Below are 20062 nucleotides of genomic sequence, written 5' to 3' on the forward strand. Positions count from 1 at the left end.
TGATATAAGCGACCAATAATATTTGGCGAGAAAATGCGGGTGCGATTGCATGCCGGTTGAACCGCCAGCCCACTGACGACTCACAACAGGGTGTGTTCTGGCTGTTCCGGAACCGCCCTGTTTCTGTTTTCGACGCCTTCATGACCGCTTCCACCCAAGGTTTCCAGCTCCGATCCGGTTCCCGTGTGCTTGGCAACATGGTGGAGCTGCTGTCGTCGATGCGGTTCGCGATCTCGCTGCTGACGGTCATCTGCATCGCTTCGGTGATTGGCACCGTGGTCAAGCAGCACGAACCGCTGAACAACTATGTCAACCAGTTCGGTCCGTTCTGGGCCGAGGTGTTTGGCAAGGCCGGTCTGTTCACGGTCTACAGCGTCTGGTGGTTCCTGCTGATCCTGGCGTTTCTGGTGATCAGCACCTCCCTGTGCATCTTTCGCAACACTCCCAAGATCTTTGCCGACTTCAAGGCATTCAAGGAGAACATCCGCGAGCAGAGCCTGAAGTCCTTTCCGCACCGAGCGGAGAGCACGCTGGCCGAACCGCCGGAAGCGGCTGCGCACCGGGTTGGTCAGACGCTGCTGGCTTCCGGGTGGCGGGTGAAGTTGCAGTCGCGCGCGCTGTCGGAAGGGCAGGGCTGGATGGTCGCCGCCAAGAAGGGTGTGGCCAACAAGATCGGCTATCTGGCCGCGCACAGCGCCATTGTCCTGGTGTGCATCGGCGGCCTGCTGGACGGTGACTTGATCGTCCGTGCCCAGATGTGGTTCAACGGCAAGAGCTCGTTCAGTGGCGGCGGCATGATCGCCGACGTGCCCGCACAGCACCGCCTCTCGCCGTCCAACCCGACCTTCCGGGGCAACCTGCTGGTGACCGAAGGTACGAGTTCGTCCACCGCCATCCTCAGCCAGTCCGACGGTGTGCTGCTGCAGGATCTCCCGTTCTCGGTCGAGCTCAAGAAGTTCATCGTCGAGTACTACGACACCGGCATGCCCAAGCTGTTTGCCAGCGACATCGTGATCCACGACCACGAGACCGGTGAGAAGAAACCCGCGCGTGTCGAGGTCAACCACCCGGCCAGTCACCGCGGCATCAACATCTACCAGTCCAGTTTTGACGACGGTGGATCGAAGGTGAGCCTGCAGGCCTACCCGATGGGGGCGGTGGTCGCTCCGTTCGAGATTTCGGGTGTGATCGGCGGTTCGTCCTCGCTCACCAATGGCGACAGCAAACTGACCCTGGAATACACCGGGCTTCGGGTCATCAACGTCGAGAACTTCAGCCAGGATGACAGCGCTGCCACCGATGTGCGAAAGGTCGATCTGCGCGAGTCGATCGAGAGCCGGCTGGGTTCGGGCCACAAGACGGTCACTGAAAAGAAGCTGCGCAACGTCGGTCCCAGCATCACCTACAAGCTGCGCGACGCGGCTGGTCAGGCGGTCGAGTTCCACAACTACATGCTGCCGATGGAGCTGGACGGCGCCCGGGTCTATCTGATGGGCGCCCGCGAAACCCCGTCCGAGCCGATGCGCTATTTGCGCGTTCCGGTGGATGACAAGGACGGCATCGAAGGCTTTGTGCGCCTGCGCTCGGCGCTGGCCGATCCGGCGATGCGGGCCCAGGCGGTCAAGCGATATGCTGCGCTGGCTGTCGAGCCCGACAAGCCAGAGCTCAGCCAGGCGCTGGAGGCTTCGGCGCAACGGGCCATCAGCCTGTTTTCCGGTGCCGAGAAGTTGCCGCCTGCCAAGGACATGCCCCCCGGGACGGACGCCGAGATCCGTGGCGGCCTCCCGGCGGTTTCTGCATTCCTTGAATCCAATGTGCCCGAGGCCGAGCGCGAACGCGCCAGCGAGGTGCTGGTGCGCATCCTCAACGGCACGCTGTTCGAGCTGGCCCAGCTGGGCCGTGAGAAGGCGGGCCTGGCGCCGTTGCCCCGGGACGACGCCACCCAACAGTTCATGTCGCGCGCGGTGCTGAGCTTGAGCGACAGCTTCTACTACCCGGCGCCGATGACCTTCCAGCTCAAGGATTTCCAGCATGTGCAGGCCAGCGTGTTCCAGGTGGCCCGTGCACCCGGCCAGACCATCGTCTACCTGGGCTGCGTGTTGCTGATCCTCGGCGTGTTTGCGATGCTGTATGTGCGTGAACGGCGCGTCTGGATCTGGCTCGCACCGCGTGCGGATGGCCACAGCCAGGCGTCCATGGCCCTGTCGTCCAACCGCAAGACGATGGAGTCGGACCAGGAGTTCGACCAGTTGAAGACCCAATTGCTGAAGGTGAATGCATGAACACCGCAACCCAGACCTTTGAACTGAAGAACAACCGGCAGGGCACGGGCCTTGGTCCGGGTTTTCTGGCGAGCCGCACGGCGTGGGACTGGCTGTTCGCCGCCCTGGTGATCGGTGGCGCCGCCTGGGCTTTTGTGCGCTACGACGCCGCGATGGACATCTACGAAAAGTGGATCCTGGTGGGGGCCGCCCCGGTGCTGATCTGGCTGGGCTGGTTCTGGCGCCCGATGAGCCGGCTGATGGCGGTGGTTGCGGCCCTGTCCTTGCTGGCGATCTGGCTGTACTTGCCGCCCGAGGGAGGTGCCGCCGTGCTGGCGCGCGCCGACACGGTGTTCCTGCTGAAGTACTTCATCTCCAGCCAGTCGGCGATCCTGTGGATGAGCATGCTGTTCTTCATGAGCACTGCGTTCTACTGGGTGGGCATGTTCTCGCGCGACGGCAGCACTTTCGAGACTCTGGGCTCGCGCCTGGCCTGGGTGGCGGTGACGCTGGCCCTGGTCGGCACCATGGTGCGCTGGTTCGAGAGCCACCAGATTGGCCCGGACATCGGTCACATCCCGGTCAGCAACCTCTACGAGGTCTTTGTGCTGTTCTGCTGGATGACCGCAGCCTTTTATCTGTACTACGAAGACCAGTACAAGACGCGCGCGATGGGCGCCTTCGTGATGCTGGTGGTCAGTGCCGCGGTCGGTTTCCTGCTCTGGTACACGGTGGTGCGCGAAGCCCACCAGATCCAGCCCCTCGTTCCGGCGCTCAAGAGCTGGTGGATGAAACTGCATGTGCCGGCCAACTTCATCGGCTACGGCACCTTCGCGATTTCGGCCATGCTGGCCTTTGCCTACCTGATCAAGCAGAGCGCCAGCGAAACCCGCTGGTACAAGCTGGCACCGCTGTTCATCCTCGGCGTGGTGCTGTGTTTTGAACCCATCGTGTTCCGCCAGGGGGCGACCGAGAAGGGTGGCAGCTACTGGTTCATCTATTTCGGCATTTCGGCCCTGATCGTCGGTGGCATTCTGGCGGTGCGTGGTCGCATTGCAGCGCGCCTGCCCAGCTTCGAGGTGCTGGACGACGTGATGTACAAGGCGATCGCAGTCGGCTTCGCCTTCTTCACCATCGCCACGGTGCTTGGCGCCTTCTGGGCCGCCGAGGCCTGGGGTGGTTATTGGAGCTGGGACCCCAAGGAAACCTGGGCCCTGATCGTCTGGCTGAACTACGCGGCGTGGCTGCACATGCGCCTGATGAAGGGCCTGCGCGGCACGGTCGCGGCCTGGTGGGCCCTGGTCGGCCTGGCCGTGACGACGTTCGCGTTCCTGGGTGTGAACATGTTCCTGTCGGGGCTTCACAGCTACGGCGAACTCTGATTGCCGAACTTGTAAGAAACTGGCGGCTCCCACGACGGATGTCCATCCTCAGGAGCACGCCATGATCATCCGGTCCACCGACAACGGTTTCCAGCACCCTCTTTCCAGCGAGATCACGCCACGCGACGCATACCTTGGGCGCCGTGAATGGATGCGGCGCATGGCGCTCGGTGCCGGCGGCGCAGCCCTCGCTGCGTGGGCATCGCGCGATGCGCTCGCGCAGGCGGCGGTGACTCGGCCCGGCAAGCTGCTGCCTCTGCCGTCGGTGCGGTCCACGGTGGCGGGTGCCCAAGCCCCCGACAAGCTAACCAGCTACGAGCACGCGAGCACCTACAACAATTTTTACGAGTTCGGCACAGACAAATCCGACCCGGCGGCGTATGCAAAGACGCTGAAACCACGGCCCTGGACGGTGTCGGTCGAGGGGCTGGTCAACAAACCGCGGACGTTCGGTATCGACGATCTGATGAAGCTGTCACCGATGGAGGAGCGTGTCTACCGTCTGCGCTGCGTCGAGGGCTGGTCGATGGTGATTCCCTGGGTGGGCTTTTCGCTGGCCGAGCTGATCCGCCAAGTGGAGCCCCAAGGCAGCGCCAAGTACGTCGAGTTCGTGACCTTGGCCGATCGCAACACGATGCCCGGTGTCACCTCCAATGTGCTGCTCTGGCCCTATGTGGAGGGCCTGCGCATGGACGAGGCCCGTCACCCGCTGACCCTGCTGGCTTTTGGCATGTATGGCGAGGTGTTGCCGAACCAGAACGGAGCGCCCGTGCGGCTGGTCGTGCCGTGGAAATACGGTTTCAAGAGCGGCAAGTCGCTGGTGAAGATCCGGTTTGTGGAAAAAGAGCCGAAGACGGCTTGGAACATTGCCGCGCCGCAGGAGTACGGCTTCTATTCGAACGTGAACCCCGACGTGCCGCATCCCCGCTGGAGCCAAGCCACCGAGCGCCGCATCGGCGATGAGGGCGGCCTCCTGGCCAAGCGACGGAAGACCGAGCGTTTCAACGGCTATGAAGCGCAGGTGGGCTCGATGTACGCGGGCATGGACCTCAAGAAGTTCTACTGATGCGCTGGCTGGGCCATCCGGCGGTCAAGCCGGTGGTGTTTGTGTTGTGGCTGTTGCCTGCGGCATGGCTGGTGTGGGCGGCTTTCAATGACCGGCTCGGTGCCAATCCGGCCGAGGCGCTGATCCGTTCGCTGGGCGACTGGAGCCTGCGCGCGCTGGTGCTGGTGTTGCTGGTCACACCGCTGCGCGTGGGGATGGGCTGGCCACAGCTGGCACGGTTGCGCCGCATGCTGGGTCTGTTCGTGTTCTTCTACGCCAGCCTGCATTGGCTGGCCTATGCCTGGTTCGACATGGGCTTCGTGTGGCGGGACATCGTGGCCGACGTGCCCAAGCGACCCTTCATCCTGGTCGGGACACTGGGCTGGTTGCTGTTGCTGGTGCTGGCGGCCACGTCGTTCAACCGGGCCATCCGCTGGCTTGGTGCTGCCCGCTGGCAAGCCCTGCACCGCTCGGTCTATGCCGTTGCCGCACTGGCGGTGCTTCACTTCTTCTGGATGAGGGCTGGCAAGCAGGACTTTGCGGAGGTCGCGGTGTACGCAGCCATTCTTGGCGGCCTGCTGGGATGGCGTCTGTGGCGCTGGCTCAAGCGCCCCATGCGAAACGGCGCGGTGGGAATGGTCAGCGCGCGGGATCGGTAGCGGGTTCGGCTGGTTGGGCCGGGGCCGCATTGTTGGCGGGATTCGTGGGAGCTGGTTTTGCCGGAGTCGATGCGGATGCCTTCGGGGCAGGCATGTAGAGCGGGCCCTTTTGGCCGCAGCCCGTGATTGCTGTCGACGCGACCAGCAAGGCCACCGCAGACCAGGCACTGCAACGGAACATACGGCCACCTACAATGGTTTTGTTCGACATAGTGGTGGCATTGTAATGACCGATTCCGAGTACATGGACCTGGCCGAAGCGCTCCTCAAGGCTGTGGAGCGCGGCTGTGACCGCATCAACGATGAGAGCGATGCCGATCTGGACAACCAGCGGGTGGGCGGCATGGTCACGCTGACGTTTTCCAACCGCAGCCAGATCATCATCAATCTGCAGAAACCGCTGCACGAAATCTGGATGGCGGCGCGTGCGGGTGGCTTCCACTACCGGTGGGATGGTGCCCAGTGGGTGGATACCAAGGGGCATGGTGAGTTCTTCGACCACCTGTCGCGCTGCGCCAGCGAACAGGCTGGGCAACCGCTGAGCTTCAGTTCCTGAACAGATCCAGAATGCTGCGCCGGTCCTCCCCTTCTGCGGGTGGCCTGCTGGTGTCTCCGGTGTCCTGATCGGTGGAAGCGGGGTCTCCGGCCGATGGCGATCCTGGCCAGGGATCGTTCAACCCCAATCCGCGCACGCCACGGCCCGGTCCGTATTCTTCGTAGTACCACTCGTTGCCGACGTGAATCACCCCGGGCGGGGCTTCTACCTCAGCCACCGGCACACCCTTGAGTGCCTCTGACATGTAGGAAATCCAGATCGGCAGGCTGAGGCCACCGCCGGTTTCGCGGCTGCCAAGGTTGCGAGGCGTGTCGTAGCCGACCCAGGCGGCCGCCACCACGGTGGGCTGGTAGCCGACGAACCAGGCATCCATCGAATCGTTGGTGGTGCCGGTCTTTCCATACAGGTCGGGGCGCTTGAGCACCGCCTGAGCACGCGCTGCCGTGCCAGAGCGGGTGATCTCCTGCAGCAGATTACTCATGACAAAGGCGTTGCGCGGCTCGATGGCGCGCTGGGATTCGGCCGGTGCCTCGGACTGGCTTTCGTACAGCACCCGCCCCTTGTGCTCGACCACCTTGGTGATCAGCGAAGGCGCCACCCGATAGCCGCCATTGGCGAACACGGCGTATCCTGCCGCCATCTGCAAAGGGGTGACTGCTCCGGCGCCCAGGGCCATGGTGAGATACGGTGGGTGCTTGTCAGCCTCGAAGCCAAAGCGGGTCACCCATTCCTGGGCGCTTTGTGTGCCCACGAGCTGCAGCACACGGATGGACACCATGTTCTTGGAGCGTGCCAGCGCACGCCGGACCGACATCGGTCCTTCAAACTGACCGTCGTAGTTCTTGGGTTCCCAGGGCTTGCCGCCGGTCTCGGCTGCGGAATAGAACAGCGGTGCGTCGTTCACGACGGTCGCTGGCGTCACCCCCTTCTCCAGGGCCGCCGAATACACGAATGGCTTGAAGCTGGAGCCCGGTTGGCGCCAGGCCTGTGTCACGTGGTTGAACTTGTTTTTCTGGAAATCGAAGCCACCCACCAAGGCCCGAATCGCTCCGTTGCGAGGGTCCAGCGCCACAAACGCAGACTCGACTTCGGGCAACTGGGAAATCCGCCAGGAGTTGTTCGACCCCTTGACCACTCGAATGACCGCCCCGGGTCGGATACGGATATTCGGCGCGGCGCGCTCGCTCAGGCCCGACGCGGCGGGGCGCAAACCCTCTCCCGTGATTTCAAAGGGGTCACCGTCCTGCCGGATGGCCACCACCTTGCGCGGACTGGCGGACAGCACCACGGCTGACAGCAGGTCATCGTTGTCAGGGCGCTCGTTGAGAGCATCGTCGATTGCATCCGCCTGCGCGGCTTTGTCTTCGGGAAGGTTGATGAACTGTTCTGGGCCCCGGTACGCCTGGCGACGCTCGTAGTCCAGGATGCCCTGGCGCAATGCCCGATAGGCCGCCTCCTGTTCGTTGGCCTTCAGGCTGGTGGTGACCACCAGACCTCGGGTATAGGCCTCTTCCCCGTATTGCTGCACCATGGCCTGGCGGACCATCTCGGCCACGTATTCGGCATGGACCTTCAGCTGGACGTGCATCGGGCGAAGCTTGAGCTCCTCAGCCTTGGCCTGCTGCGCCTCGTCGGCCGTGATGAAGCCGTTTTCCAGCATCCGGTCAATGATGTAGAGCTGCCGGGTGCGGGCCCGCTTCGGATTGCTGATCGGGTTGTAGGCAGATGGTGCCTTGGGCAGGCCAGCCAGCATGGCCGCTTCGGCAATGGTGACATCCTTGAGCTGCTTGCCGAAATAGGTTTGCGCGGCGGTGGAAAACCCGTAAGCGCGCTGGCCCAAGAAAATTTGGTTCATGTAGATCTCGAGGATCTGCTCCTTGGTCAGCAGGTGCTCCAACTTGAACGTCAGCAACACCTCGTAGATCTTGCGGGTGTAGCTTTTTTCTGCCGAGAGGTAGACGTTGCGGGCCACCTGCATCGTGATGGTGGAAGCGCCTTGGCTTTTGGCCTGTCCCAGATTGGCAAGAGCTGCCCTGAGCATGCCTCGGTAGTCAACCCCGCTGTGCTCGAAGAACCGGGAGTCTTCGATGGCCAGCACCGCGTTCTTCATAACATCCGGAATGTCCTTGATGGACAGCAGATTGCGACGCTCCTCTCCGAACTCCCCGATCAGCTGGCCATCGGCGGTGAGCACGCGCAGCGGCAACTTCGGGCGGTAGTCGGCCAGGTCGGCCACGTCCGGGAGATTGGGATAGGCCACCGCCAGCGCCAATCCGACGCCCATCAGCAATGCCAGCGTTGAAGCGACCGCAAGCCCCGCGAGGGTGGCCAGCGCCGTGCCAATCCATCGAAGCACGAGGGGCGCACCGGTCGGATGTTCTGGTCGTGATGCGTCGGTTTCTTGGGCCATGCGTGGGGTTGAAAGCTGGGGTGGGACATCAAAACTCAGGCCCCTGAGTGACGACCCGGAACACTGGCCCCATATTGTCGGCGGTCAGGGCTTGCCGCGGTCCTGGGGGGGGTGTTGCCCGGTCTGCCCCTGTCTTTTTGCGTATGCTTTTGACAACGTTTCTGTTTGTGCCAAACATGTAAATTCTTTGCTGCACAAAGGGCTTGCTGCTAGCATTGAAGTGATTTCTTAAGTCCGGCGCCCTCTGGCGCCACCATTTCTGGGGGCCACCTTGATCTCATTGGGGTCGTTTTTCAGCCGGGATCCGGCGCCGCTGCTGGGCATTGATGTGAGCTCGTCGAGCGTCAAGCTGGTTGAACTGGGCCGCAACCGCTCGGGAGATCTGGTTCTGGAGCGGTGTGCCATCGAGCCGCTTGAGCGGGGTTGGATCACCGATGGCAACATCGAGAAATTTGACGAGGTGGCGGAGGCGGTTCGTCGGGTGGTTCGCAAGAGCGGCAGCAAGACAAAAAACGTCGCCATGGCTTTGCCGGCATCGGCCGTCATCACCAAGAAGATTGTTCTTCCTGGAGGCCTGTCGGACAAGGAACTGGAGGCGCAGGTTGAGTCCGAAGCCAACCAGTACATTCCGTTTTCACTTGACGAAGTGAGCTTGGACTTCTGTGTGATTGGTCCTAGTGCCAATTCCGTTGGGGATGCCGAGGTGCTGATTGCTGCATCTCGCAAGGAAAAGGTGTCTGATCGCCAAGGTCTCGCTGAAGCAGCGGGGCTGAAGCCGGTGATCATGGATGTGGAACCCTTTGCCTCTCGAATGGCCGCGGGGCGCGTGATCGAGACACTTCCCAATCAAGGCGTCGACTCGCTGGTGGCGTTGTTTGAAGTGGGAGCGATGACCACGAGCATGCAGGTGATGCGCAATGATGATGTTCTGTACGAGCGGGACCAGGCATTTGGTGGTGCACAGCTGACGCAGCTGATCGTTCGGCAGTACGGGTTTTCTGCTGACGAGGCGGAGGCGAAAAAGCGCTCGGGGGATTTGCCGGACGACTACCGATCTGCCGTTTTGGAGCCGTTTATTGAGAGCATGGCCCAGGAGGTTGGCAGGGCACTCCAGTTTTTCTTTACCAGCACGCCGCACAACAAGGTTGATCACATCCTGCTCGCTGGTGGAAGCGCCGCACTGCCCGGATTGACCGAAGCAGTTACCCATCAGACCTCCTTTGCGTGCATGGTGATAAATCCGTTTGATGGCATGGAAATGGCGTCCTCGGTCCAAGCAAGAAAGATCGCCAGGGAGGCTCCCTCCTATCTCACCTCCACCGGTCTGGCCTTGCGGAGGTTTCATCAATGATTCTCATCAACTTGCTACCGCACCGTGAAGCAACACGGAAGCGGCGGAAAGAGCAGTTTTTCACCCAATTGGGCTTGTCTGCTCTGCTTGGGGGCATCATTTGTGGGGCTGTGTACACTTGGTACCAGGGACGCATTGCCGATCAGCAGGCTCGTAACTCATTTTTGAAGCAGGAAACCGCACGCCTTGACGCGGAAATCAAGGATATTGCGACTTTGCAAGCCCAGATCGCCTCGCTTCGCGCCCGTCAGACAGCAGTTGAAGATCTTCAAGCGGACCGTAACATGCCGGTCCATCTGCTGGAAGAGTTGGTCGGTGAGTTGCCTGATGGCATTTATTTGCGAAGCATGAAGCAAGAGAGTCAGAGTGTATTGCTGACGGGGACGGCGCAATCACAGGAGCGGGTATCCGATTTCCTGCGCAGTCTTTCAACCAAGACCAAATGGTTGATCAAGCCGGAGCTTGTTGAGATCGTTGCAGCCAATGCCTCTGTATCCAGCAAAGAGCAGCGCAGGGTGTCCAACTTCACCATCCGCGCCATGCTGAATCGCCCGTCCAGTACCTCCAAGGCGGCTGAATCGACTGTGGTGAAACCGTCCAAACCGGCCGCGCGTTCTGCTGCCTCGAGCAAAGTCTGAAGGGTTCTCCAAAATGGCAAAACCCTCCAAAATCTCGCTTGACCTCAAATCGGTCCAGGAAAAGCTGCGTGCTCAGTTCTCTGGCTTGGATCCCAACGATCCGTCTCAATGGCCAGCGCTGCCGAGGAATCTGCTCTTCATTGTGGTTTGTGTGGCGGTCATTGTCGCGCTCTGGTTTACTTGGCTCAAGACGGTTGATGAAGAGCTTCTGACCGAACAGGCCCGCGAACAGACGCTTCGTGATGACTATCGAAAGAAGCTGGTACAGGCAGTCAATCTGGATGCATTGAAGAAGCAGCTTGAGCAGGTGCAGCAATATGTTGCGCAACTGGAGAAACAGCTTCCGAGCAAGGCCGAAATGGATGCGCTGCTGTCCGACATCAACCAGGCGGGTTTGGGACGAAGTCTTCAGTTTGAGCTGTTCCGCCCCGGCCAGGTTTCTGTCAAGGAGTACTACGCAGAGTTACCGATCACTGTCAGGGTCACTGGTGGTTATCACGACATCGGACTCTTTGCCGCGGATATTGCCAATTTGTCCCGCATCGTGACACTGAACAACTTGGCGATCGTTCCCGTGAAAGACAGGGATGGCTTTTTGACTCTGGACTGTGTAGCCAAGACTTTCAGGTACCTTGATCCGGAGGAAGTCGCTATGCAACAAAAAGCGACTCCGGGGAAGAAGCCTGCGGGTAAGAAGGCGACTGGGGCGGCCAAATGAATATCAGATACTTCGCCGGAGGGTGCTTGATTTTGGCGTTGACATTGGGAGTTGCGGGCTGTGCTGACTCTGATCAGGAGGAGTTGAGTGCATGGATGCAGCGTGAACGAAATTCCATAAAGCCAGATGTCAAGCCGATTCCCGAGCCGACCAAATTTGAGCCGTACGCTTATGGTGGTGAGCGCTTTGTTGAGCCTTTCAGCAATGAAAAACTCGCCAGTATCCTGAAAAGCGGGCAGGCATTGCCTTCTGGGCAATCCGCTCTTATTGAGCCGGAACTCAACCGGAGGAAGCAGCCGCTTGAGGCGTTTCCTCTTGATACCATGAAGATGGTCGGCAGCTTGAATCGAAGCGGTCAACTTGTGGGGCTTTTGAAGGTCGGTGCTCTGTTGTATCAGGTAACTCCGGGGAGTTATCTGGGTCAAAACTACGGACGCATCCTGAAGATTGAAGAGAACCAGATCGTTTTGCGCGAAATCGTGCAGGACGCGGCCGGCGAGTGGATTGAGCGACCTGCGGCATTGCAGTTACAAGAGGAATCGACCAAATGAAAAAAATGCATCAGGTAGAGTTGCTTGGTGGGCGTCAGATCGTTCTGCGTGGTTTGTCATTGTTTGCTGGCTCTTTGCTAGCCTGCACTTTTGCTTTTGCGCAAAACTCCATTCAGTCGCTGACAGGCAGTGTTCAGTCGGGCGCTGAAGTGATTCGCATTGAAACCGCTGAACCGCTGAGCGCGGTTCCCTCGGGGTTCACGATTCAGTCCCCGGCGCGGATCGCGCTGGATTTCCCAGGTGTCGTCAATGGGATCGGACGCAGTGCACTGGATATCGGCCAAGGTAACATCCGCTCTGCCAATGTTGTGCAAGCGGGAGACCGGACCAGGGTAGTCATCAATCTAAAACAGCCATCGACATACCAAGCCAAGCTGGATGGTACGACATTGTTGCTGGTTCTGGATGGTTCATCGTCCGCTTCGCCTACTTCAGTGGCGCAGGCGGCTCCTGCGGCGGCATTTGCCCCGTCAGGGAACGTGGATCCCGCGGCGCTCAAGGACATCGACTTTCGTCGTGGAGTGGGCAACTCCGGTCGGGTGGTGGTTGAGCTTGCAAACAATCAAACCGGCGTGGATATCCGGCAACAGGGCAAAGATCTGGTGGTCGATTTCCTAAAGACCACACTTCCGGAAGGATTGCGGAGGAAACTGGATGTGACCGATTTTGGCACCCCGGTTCAGTCGGTTGTGACGAGCCAGGTGGGCGACAGGGTGCGCATGCTGGTGACCCCCACGGGGCTGTGGGAGCACTCCGCTTATCAGAGTGACAACCAGTTTGTGCTGGAAATTCGGGAACAGAAACTGGATCCGTCCAAGCTGACTCAGGGGCCGGGTTACAACGGGGAAAAGTTGTCTCTGAACTTCCAAAACATCGAGGTTCGTTCTCTGTTGCAGGTGATCGCCGATTTCACCAACTTCAACGTTGTGACGTCCGACTCCGTTTCTGGTGCCGTGACCTTGCGTCTCAAAGATGTGCCTTGGGATCAGGCTTTGGACATCATTCTCCAAGCCAAGGGTCTGGGAATGCGCAAGAGCGGGAACGTGCTCTGGATTGCACCGAAGGATGAAATTGCCGCGCGTGAGAAGCAGGAGCTTGAGTCCAAAGCATCTGTCGAGAGTTTGGAAACTTTGCGCACGCAGGGTTTCCAGATGAATTACGCCAAAGCCAGTGACATTGCCGGGCAAATCACCGGTGCTGGTGCTGCTGGTGGAGCCAGTGCCCGCATCCTTTCCCCGCGAGGAAGTGTCATCGCTGAGCCTCGAACGAATCAGTTATTCGTGACGGATATTCCTTCCAAGCTTGAGCAAGTTCAGCAACTGATCGCCAAACTGGATATCCCTGTTCGCCAAGTGTTGATCGAGGCGCGCATTGTGGAAGCCGACGACCGTTTTGGCCGGTCGCTGGGCGTGCGGCTGGGGGGCAGCGACTTGCGTGGTGTCCGTGGAGGTGAGGCGGGGTACCCTGTCAGCGGGCCCAACAGAGTGGCCATTGGTGGCAGCTATAACGCGGTTTCCAGCACTACTGTGGAGTCAGAAAATACCCTGGATACCGTCAATACAAGCTTTGTCAATCTGCCATCGACGGGTGCAGGTGGCTTCCTGCCTGCTGCTTTCGCGGTGTCGCTGTTCAGTTCGGCTGCCAATCGCTTCCTCAACCTCGAAATCTCGGCACTTGAGGCGGATGGCAGAGGAAAGATCGTCTCCAGCCCGCGTGTTGTGACTGCCGATCAGGTGAAGGCGCTGATTGAGCAGGGAACTGAATTCCCCTACCAGACCGCCACATCCAGCGGTGCTACTGCGGTGGCTTTCCGCAAGGCCAATCTCAAGCTAGAGGTGACTCCCCAGATCACCCCGGAAGGCAACATCATTCTTGATGTGGATATCAACAAAGACAGCCGTGGCGAAACGACGGCGGCCGGCATTGCCATCAATACCAAGCATGTGCAGACGCAGGTTCTGGTGGAAAACGGCGGCACCGTGGTGATTGGCGGCATTTTTACGGAAGAGGAAACGGAAGACGTCGCCAAGGTGCCTCTGTTTGGGGATCTGCCGATTGTCGGCAATCTGTTTAAGAACAAGAACAAGTCGTCGCGTAAGCAGGAATTGCTGATCTTCATTACGCCGCGTTCGATCACTGAAGGCGCCATGGCGCGTCGTTGAAATTACTGGAATTAGGAGTTACGCATGCTGAAAAAAACGGCGCAAGTTGCGGGAAGTCTGGTGGTGGCGTTGGCGTTGGCGTCTTGCGGAGGTGGGGGTGACATTGCAGGGGATTCGACTGAATTCTCGGTCAGTCCTGACGAGGCTAAGTTGACAGTGGTGTCTGCGACAGGTAGTTGCGCTGGTGCTGCAAATGCGGATCCGACCGTGTTCACGATCATTGGTGGGCAGGCGCCTTTTCGCATCGTCAATGCAAACCCTGGAGGCTTGATCGTTGACAAGACCGAGGCCACAGGGAAAGACCCGAAATTCACGGTCCGACCGACTGGGCAATGTGGCGATCCATTTGTGATTACTGTTCTGGATTACCACTCTAGGACCGCGACAGTCGAGTTCACTGTAGAGGCAGAGAAGCCTGAAGAGGAAACCACTCCAGCCGAGTGATCGTCTGGGCAGCGGGTCTGCCTGAATATCGAGCGGCGCTTGCTGTCCTTGGTGACGGCAAGCGCCAATGTCCTTAATGAGTTGATCATTTGTCCTCCATCGCACTGATCGGTTTGCCAGGCTCCGGCAAATCGACCATCGGCCGGCAGCTGGCACGTCGGCTCGCCCTTTCCTTTGCGGATTCCGATCACGTGATTGAGCATCGCCTGGGGTGCTCGATCCGGGAGTTTTTTGAACGTGAGGGCGAGGACAGGTTCAGGGACATCGAAGAGTCGGTGATCGATGAGTTGTCCCAAGGGCAAGAAAGTGTCCTCTCGACGGGCGGGGGGGCTGTGTTGCGCCCAGCCAACCGGCAGCGGCTTCATGATCGTTGCCAGGTGGTTTACCTTCGGTCTTCGCCAGAAGAGGTTTTTCGGCGTTTGCGCCATGACCGCAACCGGCCGTTGCTGCAGGTGGCCGATCCCCTTCAGCGGCTCAAGGACCTGTATTCAGCGCGCGACCCCCTGTACCGGGAGGCTGCGCACTACGTCATCGACACGGGCCGGCCTTCGGTGGCCACGCTGGTGAACATGATCGTCATGCAACTGGAGTTGGCGCCTGGAGCTGTCGCACGAGGTGGGCCCGGCCCGGTTTGACTTCGCCGGTCTTTTCGGGCGGGTAATTCCTGGCCCTACACTCGGGCCATGCGCAGAGATCTTTCCCCAGTGGGCGGCGAACAGGTGATCATCGACCTAGGCGACCGCAGCTATTGCATCGACATCGCGGCAGGCTTGCTGGATCAGGCCGACGCCTTTTCGGGGCTGCCGTCGGCATCCGTTGCCATGATCGTGACGAACGACACCGTTGCGCCCATCTACCTGGAGCGCCTCCGGAGTTCGCTGGCACCGCACTACCGCACCGTGTTGCATGTGGTGTTGCCGGACGGCGAGGCTTTCAAGACTTGGGAGACGCTGAACCGGATCTTCGATGCCCTGCTGGGTGCGGCGTGTGACCGCAAAACGGTGCTGTTTGCTCTCGGGGGGGGGGTGGTGGGTGACATGACCGGCTTTGCCGCCGCTGCGTTCATGAGAGGCGTGCCCTTTGTTCAGGTGCCCACCACGCTGTTGGCGCAGGTGGACTCATCAGTGGGGGGCAAGACGGCGATCAACCACCCGCTGGGCAAGAACATGATAGGTGCCTTCTACCAGCCTCAGCGGGTGCTGTGCGATCTGGCAACACTCGATACCTTGCCGGAGCGCGAGCTCAGCGCGGGGTTGGCCGAGGTGATTAAGTACGGGCCGATCGCCGACATGGCGTTTCTGGACTGGATCGAACGCAACATGGGGTCGCTGCGCGCGCGAGATCCGCAGGCGATGGCGCATGCCGTCAAGCGCAGTTGCCAGATCAAGGCGGAGGTGGTGGGCCAGGACGAACGCGAATCGGGCTTGAGGGCGATCCTGAACTTCGGCCATACCTTCGGCCATGCGATCGAGGCGGGCATGGGGTACGGCGCTTGGTTGCATGGTGAGGCGGTGGGCTGTGGCATGGTGATGGCCACCCGGCTGTCCGCGCGCATGGGGCTTGTCGACAACGCGTTTGTCGAGCGCATCAAGGCGGTGGTTGAGGCGGCCGGATTGCCGGTTCGCGCGCCTGTGCTGGACGAAGGTGACAACGTGGCGCGCTACCTCTCTTTGATGCGACTGGACAAAAAGTCCGAGGCGGGCGAGATCCGGTTCGTGCTGGTGGACGGAGGCGGGAAGGCCCTGCTGCAGGGGGCGGCCGATGCGGTGGTGGGCGAGGTGATTGCCGAAAGCTGCGTCGCGTGAGGTTCTGGTCTTCGTGCTGACGCCCCGGATGGTCATTCCGCCAATGCCTGGACGGATGCTGCTGGCGTCCTACGCGGCCGATCCGGCGAGCAGCCGAGGCCGCCGTTTTGCCGAGCCAGAGGCGCCCACACGCTCAGTGTTCCAGCGCGACCGCGACCGGATCATTCACTCCACCGCGTTCCGGCGCCTCGTCTACAAGACGCAGGTCTTCCTGAACCACGAAGGCGATCTGTTCCGCACCCGTCTGACGCATTCCCTGGAGGTGGCGCAGTTGGGGCGCAGCATCGCCCGCACGCTGGGTCTGAACGAAGACCTGGTCGAGGCGGTTGCCCTGGCCCACGATCTGGGCCACACGCCCTTCGGCCATGCCGGCCAGGATGCGCTCAACGCGTCGATGAAAGCCGCGCGCCCGAATGAGCCATTGACCGACGAGGTGGACTGGGGCTTCGAGCACAACCTGCAGAGCCTGCGGGTGGTCGATGCGCTTGAAGAGCGCTACCCGGCATTTGATGGCCTGAACCTGACCTTCGAGACCCGGGAGGGCATCCTCAAGCACTGTTCAAGAATGCATGCGGAACGCCTGCTGAAAGCCGAACCGGGTGGCGTGGCCCAGCGGTTTGTGTCGGGCGGCTGCCCGTCGCTGGAGGCGCAGCTGTGCAACCTGGCCGACGAGATCGCCTACAACGCCCACGACATCGACGATGGCGTGCGTTCCGGGCTGCTGACGCTGGAACAGATCTCCGAGGTGCCCCTGTTCGACCGCTATCGCCGCCAGGCCCTGGACGCACACCCCGACCTGGGGGGGCGCCGGTTGCTGTTCGAGTCGATCCGCCTGATGCTCAGCGACCAGGTCTACGACGTGATCGACACGACACAGGCACGCATCGCGGCCTCGGGGGTGGAGACCATTGATCAGGTGCGCGTGCAGGCGCTTCCGCTGGTGGGTTTCTCCGACGAGATGAAAGCCGAATCGCAGAAGCTCAAGCACTTCCTGTTGCGCAACCTCTACCGCCATCCCCAGGTGATGGACACCACGGAGCGGGCGGCCCAGGTGGTGACCGAGCTGTTTTCGATGTACCTCGAGCGCCTGGACGAATGGCCGCATTCGCCGCTCAAGGACCGCCAACCCGCGCGGGCAGTGGCCGACTACATCGCCGGCATGACGGACCGCTTTGCCATCCGCGAACACCAGCGTCTCAGTGGCCGTGTGCTGTTTCCCTGAGTGTCCATGAACCATCCGTCAGCCCCCCCGCGCTCCACCGATGGCCAGGGCCTGGCCCTGGTGGTGGTCGGTGTGGGCGTGTGCTCCGCGCTGCACGTGGGCAAGTTGCCGGTGGCAATCCCGCACCTCCAGGCCGAGCTGGCGCTGAACCTGGTGCAGGCCGGTTTTCTGCTGTCGCTGGTGCAACTGGCAGGCCTCTCGCTAGGGTTGCTCGTCGGTCTGCTGGCCGATCGGCTGGGCCCGCGCCGGGTGATGCTTGTGGGGCTGTGTGTGCTGGCCGCAGGCAGTGCAGGGGGCGCACTGGCGCCCGACGTGAACCGGTTGCTGGTGTTCCGGGTGGTGGAAGGCGCCGGATTCCTTCTGACGGTGTTGCCGGCGCCAGGGCTGCTGAGGCTGCACCTGCGCGACCCGGTGCGCCTGTCCCGTGCGCTGGGCTGGTGGGGCACTTACATGCCGATGGGCACCGCCCTGGCGCTGTTGCTGGGTTTGCCGCTGATGGCCTGGTCGGGCTGGCGCACTACCTGGTGGCTGCTGGCGCTGTGCAGTCTGGCGGCGGCGGCCTGGTTGGCGCTGCGGGTGCCGGCAACAGTCGCCGGCGATGCCGGACCGGCCACTTCTTCGTCCCTCTGGCCGCGATTGAAGCGAACCTTGCGCGCGTCAGGGCCCTGGCTGGTGGCGCTGGGCTTTCTTCTGTATTCGGGCCAGTGGCTGGCGGTGGTGGGCTTCCTGCCCACGATCTATGTGCAGGCGGGCCTGGGGGCTGCCAACGTGGCGGTGCTGAGCGCACTGGCCGCCGCGGTGAACATGGTGGGCAATGTGGCCGCCGGGCGGTGGCTGGCCAGGGGGGCGCGGCCCGGGGTGCTGGTGGCGCTGGGGTACGGGGCGATGGCGGCGGGGGCGGTGGTTGCGTTTGGTGCTGTTGGTTACCCGGTGCTGCAGTACCTGGCCGTGCTGCTGTTTTCGGCGGTCGGTGGGCTGATCCCGGGCACGCTCTTTGGCGTGGCCGTGGTGCTGGCCCCGGGCCGGGATACGGTGTCCACTACCGTCGGCTGGATGCAGCAGTTCTCCGCTTTGGGGCAGTTCATCGGCCCGCCTGCAGTGGCCTGGTGGGTGACGCGTGTCGGTGGCTGGCACTGGACCTGGGTGCTGACGGGGGCGTGCTCTCTGCTGGGCCTGCTGTTGGCGGTGCGGCTGCAGCGGGAGTGGACTGCACGGCCTGGAACCCCGGCCAATTGAGGGGCGATACACTGCCGCCGACGAGGGCGCTCGCGACGGCAGCCCAGGGCAGGACCAACAGGACGGAACGCATCCCATGAGCTATCTCCAGCAGCTCAAACGACAGGCGCAGGCCCGGCAGGCCGAGCAGGGCGAGCAGCAGCACGGGCTGGAAGCCCGCACGGCGGCGACGGAGGCGGCCTGTCAGGTGGTCTGGAACTACCTGTCCGAACTCGCCCGCCAGTTGAGCGTCATCCAGCCGCCGGCGCAGCGGCTGGGGCTCGACCACAAGCACCTCTGGCCCGGTATGCGGCAGCACGACTTCCGTTTCGATGCCCGGAAGAAGCGCCTGCGCGACCGCGAGGTGTTCGACTACCTGGCGCTGGGCTGGAAGCTGGGCCCCCGCGAGGGCGAGGTGCGGCGGGGCCGGGTGAGTGTGAACTTCCCGCCGGACCTGGAGCGGGTGCAGAAGCGCCTGGCCGCGGGCCATGTGGTGCATGAGCGCGTTGAGCAGCGGCACCCAGAGTCCAATGCCCTTCTGGCCATCGTCTTCGAGTTCGACATGGCGGCGCGGGCGAGCGTGATGGTCACAGCCGACCACGACGCCGCGCTGCTGAGGTTCCGGCTGGCCTGCGTCGGCGGCATGGAGGTTGTGACGACCGAACTGCCGGTGGGCCAGGTGAACCCGGCCCGGCTGGACGAACTGGCGCGCCTGATTGTGGGAGAGCCCAGCCAGTTCCTGTGAGGCGGTTGAGGACCTCGGGGACATAATCGGGGACGGATTTCAACGGAGACTGCCTTGGCTCGACTGGCCCGCCTGACCCTGCCCGGTCAGGTCCATCACGTGATGCACCGTGGCAACAACCGGCAGGCCATCGTGCTGGACGACACCGACCGCGACACCCTGCTGGACCTGCTCTGGGCTCGGGCCGAACAGCTGAAGGTGGCGGTGCACGCCTATGTGCTGATGCCGGACCACTTCCAGCTGCTGTGCACGCCCTCGACCGCCGACGGCGTGCCCCGCCTGATGCAGGGAGTGGGCCGGGACTATGTGCGCTGCTTCAACCGGCGCCACGGCCGCAGCGGCACGCTCTGGGAGGGGCGCTACCGGTCCACACTGATCCAGGCGGAGCGCCACCTGCTGTCCTGCATGGTCTTCATTGATCTGGACCCGGTGCGGGAGGGGCTGTGCGCCGATGCGCAGTCCTATCTCTGGTCCAGTCACCGCCACCACGCGGGCCAGGCGCAGGACCGCCACATCACGCCCCATGCGATGTACTGGGCACTGGGCAACACGCCGTTTGCGCGCGAAGCCGCATACGCCGATTTGGTGCGTGCCGGACTGAATGCGCAACAGATGGGCGCTATCGCCAATTCGCTGTGGCATGGCTGGGCGCTGGGCGACCCGGACTACCTCGCCTCGCTCAGCAAGGACACCGATCGTCGGCTGATGCCTGCACGTGCCGGGCGACCCAAAAAGACACCGCCCTGATGGCGTTCAGAAAAAATCCTTTGGAATCAGCGTTGTTTTGCTGAAATTAATCTGACCCTTATTTATTGTTTGAGTGCTTTGATTGGAATTTATAAGAATCTGACCCTAATTATTTTCCTTGGCACCGATGTTGCAGTGCATTAAGCTTCGC

The 20062-nt window shown here is 61.7% G+C and carries 19 protein-coding genes; 17 read left to right on the forward strand and 2 right to left on the reverse strand.

Annotation, left to right across the window (positions count from 1 at the left end; all coding sequences use genetic code 11):
* Nucleotides 1-140 precede the first annotated feature (140 nt).
* From DD542_RS05680 to DD542_RS05695, 4 genes are all read left to right on the forward strand, one after another.
* Nucleotides 141-2282 (forward strand): cytochrome c biogenesis protein ResB, encoded by a 2142-nt coding sequence (locus DD542_RS05680; RefSeq protein WP_127804408.1) that lies wholly within the window; start codon nt 141-143, stop codon nt 2280-2282.
* Complete coding sequence (ccsB, locus tag DD542_RS05685; protein ID WP_079366755.1) at nt 2279-3643, forward strand: c-type cytochrome biogenesis protein CcsB; 1365 nt, start codon at nt 2279-2281, stop codon at nt 3641-3643. Before DD542_RS05680 ends, ccsB begins: the two co-directional genes overlap by 4 nt.
* Nucleotides 3644-3704: 61 nt before the next feature.
* Nucleotides 3705-4709 (forward strand): protein-methionine-sulfoxide reductase catalytic subunit MsrP, encoded by a 1005-nt coding sequence (gene msrP / locus DD542_RS05690; RefSeq protein WP_079366756.1) that lies wholly within the window; start codon nt 3705-3707, stop codon nt 4707-4709.
* A complete protein-coding gene (locus tag DD542_RS05695) occupies nt 4709-5347 on the forward strand; it encodes a protein-methionine-sulfoxide reductase heme-binding subunit MsrQ (protein ID WP_066152767.1) in 639 nt (212 codons plus the stop codon). Before msrP ends, DD542_RS05695 begins: the two co-directional genes overlap by 1 nt.
* Here DD542_RS05695 and DD542_RS05700 read toward each other — a convergent pair.
* Nucleotides 5328-5558: a lipoprotein gene (locus DD542_RS05700; protein ID WP_084397130.1), complete on the reverse strand. Its 231-nt coding sequence runs from the start codon at nt 5556-5558 to the stop codon at nt 5328-5330. The two genes, DD542_RS05695 and DD542_RS05700, sit on opposite strands and share 20 nt — an antisense overlap.
* A 15-nt stretch (nt 5559-5573) precedes the next feature.
* On the opposite strand from DD542_RS05700, the gene cyaY reads away from it, so the two are divergent.
* On the forward strand, nt 5574-5903 hold the full coding sequence (gene cyaY, locus DD542_RS05705; protein WP_127804410.1) for an iron donor protein CyaY: 330 nt from the start codon (nt 5574-5576) through the stop codon (nt 5901-5903).
* Here the strand turns inward: cyaY and DD542_RS05710 are convergent.
* Nucleotides 5893-8187: a penicillin-binding protein 1A gene (locus DD542_RS05710; RefSeq protein WP_241559772.1), complete on the reverse strand. Its 2295-nt coding sequence runs from the start codon at nt 8185-8187 to the stop codon at nt 5893-5895. The genes cyaY and DD542_RS05710 overlap by 11 nt on opposite strands.
* A gap of 397 nt (nt 8188-8584) precedes the next feature.
* Here DD542_RS05710 and DD542_RS05715 point away from each other — a divergent pair, with 397 nt between their 5' ends.
* From DD542_RS05715 to DD542_RS05770, 12 genes are all read left to right on the forward strand, one after another.
* Entirely contained in the window at nt 8585-9664 is a 1080-nt protein-coding gene (locus DD542_RS05715; protein ID WP_066152775.1) for a pilus assembly protein PilM, read from the forward strand.
* A complete protein-coding gene (locus tag DD542_RS05720; protein ID WP_079366760.1) occupies nt 9661-10302 on the forward strand; it encodes a PilN domain-containing protein in 642 nt (213 codons plus the stop codon). Before DD542_RS05715 ends, DD542_RS05720 begins: the two co-directional genes overlap by 4 nt.
* Before the next feature lie 13 nt (nt 10303-10315).
* Nucleotides 10316-11020, forward strand: coding sequence for a type 4a pilus biogenesis protein PilO (locus tag DD542_RS05725; RefSeq protein WP_066152781.1), 705 nt, complete (start codon nt 10316-10318; stop codon nt 11018-11020).
* On the forward strand, nt 11017-11571 hold the full coding sequence (locus tag DD542_RS05730) for a pilus assembly protein PilP (RefSeq protein ID WP_066152784.1): 555 nt from the start codon (nt 11017-11019) through the stop codon (nt 11569-11571). The genes DD542_RS05725 and DD542_RS05730 overlap by 4 nt, the downstream gene beginning before the upstream one ends.
* A gap of 5 nt (nt 11572-11576) precedes the next feature.
* The gene (locus tag DD542_RS05735) at nt 11577-13733 is read left to right on the forward strand and encodes a type IV pilus secretin PilQ (protein WP_127807295.1); all 2157 of its coding nucleotides are present in this window, start codon (nt 11577-11579) and stop codon (nt 13731-13733) included.
* Nucleotides 13734-13757: 24 nt separating this feature from the next.
* A complete protein-coding gene (locus DD542_RS05740) occupies nt 13758-14177 on the forward strand; it encodes a hypothetical protein (protein ID WP_127804414.1) in 420 nt (139 codons plus the stop codon).
* Nucleotides 14178-14266: 89 nt separating this feature from the next.
* A complete protein-coding gene (locus DD542_RS05745; protein ID WP_164868354.1) occupies nt 14267-14812 on the forward strand; it encodes a shikimate kinase in 546 nt (181 codons plus the stop codon).
* 48 nt (nt 14813-14860) lie between these two features.
* Nucleotides 14861-15982: a 3-dehydroquinate synthase gene (gene aroB / locus DD542_RS05750; RefSeq protein ID WP_127804416.1), complete on the forward strand. Its 1122-nt coding sequence runs from the start codon at nt 14861-14863 to the stop codon at nt 15980-15982.
* A gap of 55 nt (nt 15983-16037) precedes the next feature.
* Nucleotides 16038-17204, forward strand: coding sequence for a deoxyguanosinetriphosphate triphosphohydrolase (locus DD542_RS05755; RefSeq protein ID WP_127807297.1), 1167 nt, complete (start codon nt 16038-16040; stop codon nt 17202-17204).
* Between the two features lie 6 nt (nt 17205-17210).
* The gene (locus tag DD542_RS05760) at nt 17211-18440 is read left to right on the forward strand and encodes an MFS transporter (protein WP_127804418.1); all 1230 of its coding nucleotides are present in this window, start codon (nt 17211-17213) and stop codon (nt 18438-18440) included.
* Nucleotides 18441-18516: 76 nt separating this feature from the next.
* Nucleotides 18517-19164 carry a hypothetical protein gene (locus DD542_RS05765; protein WP_127804420.1) on the forward strand — a complete coding sequence of 216 codons (648 nt, stop codon included), beginning with the start codon at nt 18517-18519 and terminating at the stop codon, nt 19162-19164.
* A 54-nt stretch (nt 19165-19218) separates the two neighbouring features.
* Complete coding sequence (locus tag DD542_RS05770) at nt 19219-19911, forward strand: transposase (protein WP_127804422.1); 693 nt, start codon at nt 19219-19221, stop codon at nt 19909-19911.
* Nucleotides 19912-20062: the final 151 nt, after the last annotated feature.

The organism is Hydrogenophaga sp. NH-16 (assembly GCF_004006415.1).
Taxonomy (GTDB): Bacteria; Pseudomonadota; Gammaproteobacteria; order Burkholderiales; family Burkholderiaceae_C; genus Hydrogenophaga; species Hydrogenophaga pseudoflava.

Bases quoted from the DNA above. Each gene is read 5' to 3' on its own strand.
- DD542_RS05680 (WP_127804408.1), top strand. From the start codon at position 141: ATGACCGCTTCCACCCAAGGTTTCCAGCTCCGATCCGGTTCCCGTGTG.
- ccsB (WP_079366755.1), top strand. From the start codon at position 2,279: ATGAACACCGCAACCCAGACCTTTGAACTGAAGAACAACCGGCAGGGC.
- msrP (WP_079366756.1), top strand. From the start codon at position 3,705: ATGATCATCCGGTCCACCGACAACGGTTTCCAGCACCCTCTTTCCAGC.
- DD542_RS05695 (WP_066152767.1), top strand. From the start codon at position 4,709: ATGCGCTGGCTGGGCCATCCGGCGGTCAAGCCGGTGGTGTTTGTGTTG.
- DD542_RS05700 (WP_084397130.1), bottom strand. From the start codon at position 5,558: ATGTCGAACAAAACCATTGTAGGTGGCCGTATGTTCCGTTGCAGTGCC.
- cyaY (WP_127804410.1), top strand. From the start codon at position 5,574: ATGACCGATTCCGAGTACATGGACCTGGCCGAAGCGCTCCTCAAGGCT.
- DD542_RS05710 (WP_241559772.1), bottom strand. From the start codon at position 8,187: ATGGGCGTCGGATTGGCGCTGGCGGTGGCCTATCCCAATCTCCCGGAC.
- DD542_RS05720 (WP_079366760.1), top strand. From the start codon at position 9,661: ATGATTCTCATCAACTTGCTACCGCACCGTGAAGCAACACGGAAGCGG.
- DD542_RS05725 (WP_066152781.1), top strand. From the start codon at position 10,316: ATGGCAAAACCCTCCAAAATCTCGCTTGACCTCAAATCGGTCCAGGAA.
- DD542_RS05730 (WP_066152784.1), top strand. From the start codon at position 11,017: ATGAATATCAGATACTTCGCCGGAGGGTGCTTGATTTTGGCGTTGACA.
- DD542_RS05735 (WP_127807295.1), top strand. From the start codon at position 11,577: ATGCATCAGGTAGAGTTGCTTGGTGGGCGTCAGATCGTTCTGCGTGGT.
- DD542_RS05740 (WP_127804414.1), top strand. From the start codon at position 13,758: ATGCTGAAAAAAACGGCGCAAGTTGCGGGAAGTCTGGTGGTGGCGTTG.
- aroB (WP_127804416.1), top strand. From the start codon at position 14,861: ATGCGCAGAGATCTTTCCCCAGTGGGCGGCGAACAGGTGATCATCGAC.
- DD542_RS05755 (WP_127807297.1), top strand. From the start codon at position 16,038: ATGCTGCTGGCGTCCTACGCGGCCGATCCGGCGAGCAGCCGAGGCCGC.
- DD542_RS05760 (WP_127804418.1), top strand. From the start codon at position 17,211: ATGAACCATCCGTCAGCCCCCCCGCGCTCCACCGATGGCCAGGGCCTG.
- DD542_RS05765 (WP_127804420.1), top strand. From the start codon at position 18,517: ATGAGCTATCTCCAGCAGCTCAAACGACAGGCGCAGGCCCGGCAGGCC.